General features: G+C 68.9%; 6 protein-coding genes. 4 read left to right on the top strand and 2 right to left on the bottom strand.

The genetic code is table 11. The features are described 5' to 3' along the window. Positions 1–402 (bottom strand): hypothetical protein (locus E1261_RS43440; protein WP_132415997.1); only part of this gene is annotated, 402 nt, incomplete at its 3' end. A gap of 265 nt (positions 403–667) precedes the next feature. Between E1261_RS43440 and E1261_RS43435 the strand changes: the two genes are divergently transcribed. The 3 genes from E1261_RS43435 to E1261_RS43425 all read left to right on the top strand — a co-directional run bounded on the left by E1261_RS43435 (position 668) and on the right by E1261_RS43425 (position 2376). Continuing rightward, positions 668–1153 carry a CarD family transcriptional regulator gene (locus tag E1261_RS43435; RefSeq protein WP_012918679.1) on the top strand — a complete coding sequence of 162 codons (486 nt, stop codon included), beginning with the start codon at positions 668–670 and terminating at the stop codon, positions 1151–1153. A gap of 36 nt (positions 1154–1189) precedes the next feature. Next, on the top strand, positions 1190–1900 hold the full coding sequence (gene ispD, locus E1261_RS43430; protein ID WP_238176821.1) for a 2-C-methyl-D-erythritol 4-phosphate cytidylyltransferase: 711 nt from the start codon (positions 1190–1192) through the stop codon (positions 1898–1900). Between the two features lie 65 nt (positions 1901–1965). Further along, positions 1966–2376 carry a 2-C-methyl-D-erythritol 2,4-cyclodiphosphate synthase gene (locus E1261_RS43425; protein ID WP_238176822.1) on the top strand — a complete coding sequence of 137 codons (411 nt, stop codon included), beginning with the start codon at positions 1966–1968 and terminating at the stop codon, positions 2374–2376. Here the strand turns inward: E1261_RS43425 and E1261_RS43420 are convergent. Beyond that, positions 2366–3310 (bottom strand): nitrilase family protein, encoded by a 945-nt coding sequence (locus E1261_RS43420; RefSeq protein WP_132415995.1) that lies wholly within the window; start codon positions 3308–3310, stop codon positions 2366–2368. The genes E1261_RS43425 and E1261_RS43420 overlap by 11 nt on opposite strands. Positions 3311–3380: 70 nt before the next feature. On the opposite strand from E1261_RS43420, the gene E1261_RS43415 reads away from it, so the two are divergent. Then, positions 3381–4247, top strand: coding sequence for a LysR family transcriptional regulator (locus E1261_RS43415; protein ID WP_132415993.1), 867 nt, complete (start codon positions 3381–3383; stop codon positions 4245–4247). Positions 4248–4322 lie beyond the last annotated feature (75 nt).

The following is a 4322-nucleotide window of genomic DNA, read 5'->3' as shown; positions in this document are numbered from 1 at the left end:
GGGCTCGATGCCGCCGGTCTGGGGGAGGCGCAGGGCGGCGCCGACCTGGAGGGCGAGCGGGCTGAACTTGCCGAAGGTGACGGGGTTCGCCTCGACGGCCGGTGCATCGGCGACGGGCGGGGCCGGCGGGGCCTGGGTGATGGACACCAGGGTGTCGGTGGCGGTGCCGTTGTTGACGACGACGCCGTGCAGTTCGCCCTTGCCGTGCTCGTCCGCGAGGACCAGGACGTTGCGGATCACGATGCCGCCGGAGGAGGCGTTGGTGCCCTCGGCCGGCTGGTACGGCTGGGCGGTCTGGGCGTTGAAGCCCGCGCCACAGCCCGCCAGAACGATACTGAGAGTGGCGGCGGCACCCGCCAGCGCGGCGCGCCGGACGGACCGCGCGGACAACGTGATCGGCACTGGAATCCCTCTCCTGCAAGCTGTTTCGGGGCCCTTCGGCGGTGCGCGAGTACTGGACTCAGTGCACGGCCTCCGGCGCAGCACAGCGTAATGCCACCCCCGGCCGGGGCTCACGCCGGGTGGGCCCTGGGCAACGGTTCTCGCGCGTACGAGGCATGGCCGAGAGCCTTTGTCAAGGCGGGAAATGGCCTCTGACCAGCACAAACGTCAGAACCGGACCAGCCGGCGCGTGGTAGGATAGGACTCGGAAAGGGGCACGTGACATATGACTTTCACAGTCGGCGAGACGGTTGTTTACCCCAATCACGGTGCGGCCGTCATCGAGGACATCGAGACCCGTCAGATCAAAGGTGAGGACAAGACCTATCTGGTCTTGAGGATCGTCGCTCAGAACGACCTGGTCGTCCGGGTCCCCGCGTGCAACCTCGATCTTGTCGGCGTGCGTGACGTCGTGGATCAGGCCGGTCTGGAGCGCGTCTTCGACGTGCTGCGGGCTCCGCACACGGAGGAGCCGACCAACTGGTCGCGACGTTACAAGGCGAACCTGGAGAAGTTGCACTCCGGTGACGTGATGAAGGTGGCCGAGGTCGTCCGCGACCTGTGGCGCCGCGAGCGGGACCGTGGTCTGTCCGCCGGTGAGAAGCGGATGCTGGCGAAGGCTCGCCAGATCCTCGTCTCGGAGCTGGCGCTGGCCGAGCACACCAATGAGGACAAGGCGGAAGCCATCCTCGATGAGGTCCTTGCGTCCTGATTGTCAGGTCGAGTCTGATCCCGTGACCCTGCTGTCTTGTCCCGCCGCCGTATGAGTACGGCGGCGATCATTCCGGCGGCAGGTCTCGGGCTGAGACTCGGTGGCGAGACCCCGAAGGCGTTTCGAGAGGTCGGTGGCGACGCGCTGCTGGTCCACGCGGTCCGTGGACTGAAGGCAGCGTCCGCCGCCGACCTCGTTTGTTTGGTGGTCGCGGTTCCACCCGGCACCGAGGAGACCGTCACCAAAGAGCTCACGCCGTACGTCGGGGATACCCGGCTGCTCGTGGTCGCGGGTGGCGCGGAGCGGTCCGACTCGGTGCGGACGGCCCTCGAGCTGGTTCCGGTCGAGGGGATCGACTGCATTCTCGTGCACGACGCGGCTCGGGCGTTCGTCCCGGTCGACGCGATCGAGCGCGTGGTCGCGGCTGTGCGAGCAGGCGCGAAGGCCGTCGTACCGGCTGTTGCGGTGACGGACACGATCAAGCAGGTCGGTCCCACTGGCGAGGTCGTGGCCACGCCGGACCGGTCGACGCTGGTTGCGGTGCAGACTCCGCAGGGCTTCGCCCCCGATGTACTGCGGCGGGCGCATGCGGCCGGTGTGGTCGGGGCGACCGACGATGCGATGCTGTGCGAGGCGCTCGGTGTGACCGTGCTGACGGTCGAAGGGTCGCCGGACGCGTTCAAGGTGACGCGCCCCCAGGACTTGCTGCTGGCAGAGGCTCTGCTGGCGGAGAGGCGATTGGTTTGATCGACGGCAGGATCCCCCGGGTCGGCAACGGCATCGACATTCACCCGTTCGAGGAGGGCCGCCCGATGTGGCTGGCCGGCCTGCACTGGCCGCGGGAGACCGTCGGCGCTGCCGGACACTCGGACGGGGACGCAGCAGCGCACGCGATCTGTACGGCGTTGCTCAGTGCGGCCCGCCTGGGCGACCTCGGCACGAACTTCGGGACGGATGAACCCGAGCTGGCCGGGGCAGCCGGCGTGACGCTGGTGGCCGAGGCTGCGAAGCGGGTGCGAGACGCCGGGTACGAGATCGGGAACGTGACTGTCCAGGTCGTCTGCAACCGGCCGCGGTTCCTGCTGCGTCGGCAGGAGGCCGAGGAGGTCCTGAGCGAGGCGTGCGGCGCCGAGGTGTCGGTCGCCGCAGCGACCAGCGACGGCCTGGGGTTCCCGGGCCGCGGTGAAGGCATCGTCGCGATGGCGACCGCCCTCATCTACTGACAGGCTCCGTCGAGAAGCGCGCAGTGCGTGCGTCGACCTCGTCGCGCCTGATGGTCAACGGCCCGTACAGCTCGGGGCGGCGTCCGCGCATCCAGCGTTGACCAGTTGCCAGCGGCACCAGATCTAGGTCGAGGTCGGCGGTGACGACTGCCTCGGCGGGGCCTGGGGTCTCGGCGATGATCCGGCCGTAGGGGTCGAGGATCATCGCGTTGCCGGTCCGGAGTTCGTCGTCGTCCGGGCCGACTCCGTTGCTGAAGACCACGAAGATCCCGTTGTCGTGGGCCCGGGCCGGCAGCCAGCGCAGCAACCACTCTCGACCGTTCGGTCCGTTGAAGGCTTCGGTCGGATCCTGGTCCCAGACCTCCAGCGGGATCGGCTTCATCCCATGCGGGCTGCGTGAGTTGGTCCCGCCGGTCTGGTGCGGGGCGAGCAGGACTGTGGCCCCGAGCAGCGCGGTGATCCGGACGTTCTCCACCAAGTTGTTGTCCCAGCAGATCAGCACGCCTGCCCGGAATGCCCACGGCGTCTCGAACACCGTGTACGACGATCCGCTGGCGATCGCCGCGTGTTCGAAGGCGTGCAGTTTGCGGTGCACGTGGACCTCGCCGGTCGGCAGGCAGACGGCGTACGCGTTGAAGAGCTGACCGTCGGCGGCCTCCAGGAACCCGACGCCGATCCCGGCCTCCAGGTCCTTGGCCAGGGCAAGCACCTGACGGATCAGTGGACCGTCGACCGGCTGCGCCAGCTCGGCCAGCCTCGAAGCGGTGTGCCGCCGCAGGTGCCAGTAGCCGAGCAGGCAGAGCTCCGGGAAGACGACCAGCTGCGCGCCTTCGGCAACGGCCTGCCGGGCCAGCCGCTCGACTGTGGCGAGGTTCTGCGCGGGCTGGTCGGGGACGGCCTGGAACTGGACGGTGGCAGCGCGAAAGAGCGTCATACGGCCATCGAAACGCCCAGCGATCCATCACGTCCAATAGATGTTTGTCGATTTTCCATATCCTGTGGTTATGGACCTGCGACTGCTGCGGGCATTCGTCACTGTCGCCAGGCTGCGGACCTTCGGGGCCGCGGCCGATGAGCTGGCGACCAGTCAGCCCGCGCTGACCAAGCAGATCCAGGTGCTGGAGCGTCGGCTCGGGTCGGTGCTGTTCGTGCGTGGCCGGCACGGCGCTCGGTTGACTGCGGAGGGTGAACTGCTGCTGCCTGACGCTCTGCAACTGCTCGAGCGTTCGGAAGCCTTCGAACGCCGGGCCGCTCAGATCGCCGCAGGTGTCGAGGGCTCGCTCGCGATCGGCTTCGGCCTGTCCGGGATCGAGTTGGCACCACGTGCGGTTGCACTGTTCCGCAGCCGCTGGCCGCGGGTGTCGGTGTCGCTGGAGGACATGCCGTCGGCTGAGCAGTACGAGCGGCTGCAAGCAGGCGGCCTGCAGATCGGCTTCGTCCGTCTGCCAGTCCCGCCCGGTCTCGAACACCTCCGCCTCCGCAAGGACCGGCTGGCCCTCGCGCTCCCCATCGACCAGGCCGTGCCCCGAGACCTCGCCCGCTGGCTGGACGGTCGCCCGTTGGTCCGACTGACGCCGAGCCGCGGTCCCGGCCTCACCGCGCAGATCAACGGCCTGTACGCCGAGCTCGGTTGCCACCCGCAAGTACTTCAGGAGGCGGGTGACCTGCAGACCATGCTGGCGCTCACCGCAGCCGGCGCCGGGCCATCCGTCGTACCGCTCTCTGCTGACCGCATCGCCCCCGGCGAGGTCCGCCTCGTCCCCCTCCCCGGCCGCGCCGCCACCTGGTGGATCGGCGCCGCCTGGTCCACCAGAACCCCCCTCACCGAACGCTTCCTCCAAGCCGCCGCCGAAGTCGCCCGCACCTCCTGAACCATCTCGTGGGTTCCGCCATCCGATTGTGGGTTCCCCCACCGCATGCGGGTGCATAACCCACAAGCTGATGGG

Origin of the sequence: Kribbella albertanoniae (genome assembly GCF_004348455.1) — a bacterium.
Lineage (GTDB): Bacteria > Actinomycetota > Actinomycetes > Propionibacteriales > Kribbellaceae > Kribbella > Kribbella albertanoniae.
The sequence above is the reverse complement of the archived record's forward strand: the minus strand, read 5'-3'. Positions and strand labels throughout refer to the sequence as shown.

Coding starts and splice junctions, on each gene's coding strand:
- E1261_RS43435 (WP_012918679.1), top strand. CDS start 668: ATGACTTTCACAGTCGGCGAGACGGTTGTTTACCCCAATCACGGTGCG.
- E1261_RS43425 (WP_238176822.1), top strand. CDS start 1,966: ATGTGGCTGGCCGGCCTGCACTGGCCGCGGGAGACCGTCGGCGCTGCC.
- E1261_RS43420 (WP_132415995.1), bottom strand. CDS start 3,310: ATGACGCTCTTTCGCGCTGCCACCGTCCAGTTCCAGGCCGTCCCCGAC.
- E1261_RS43415 (WP_132415993.1), top strand. CDS start 3,381: ATGGACCTGCGACTGCTGCGGGCATTCGTCACTGTCGCCAGGCTGCGG.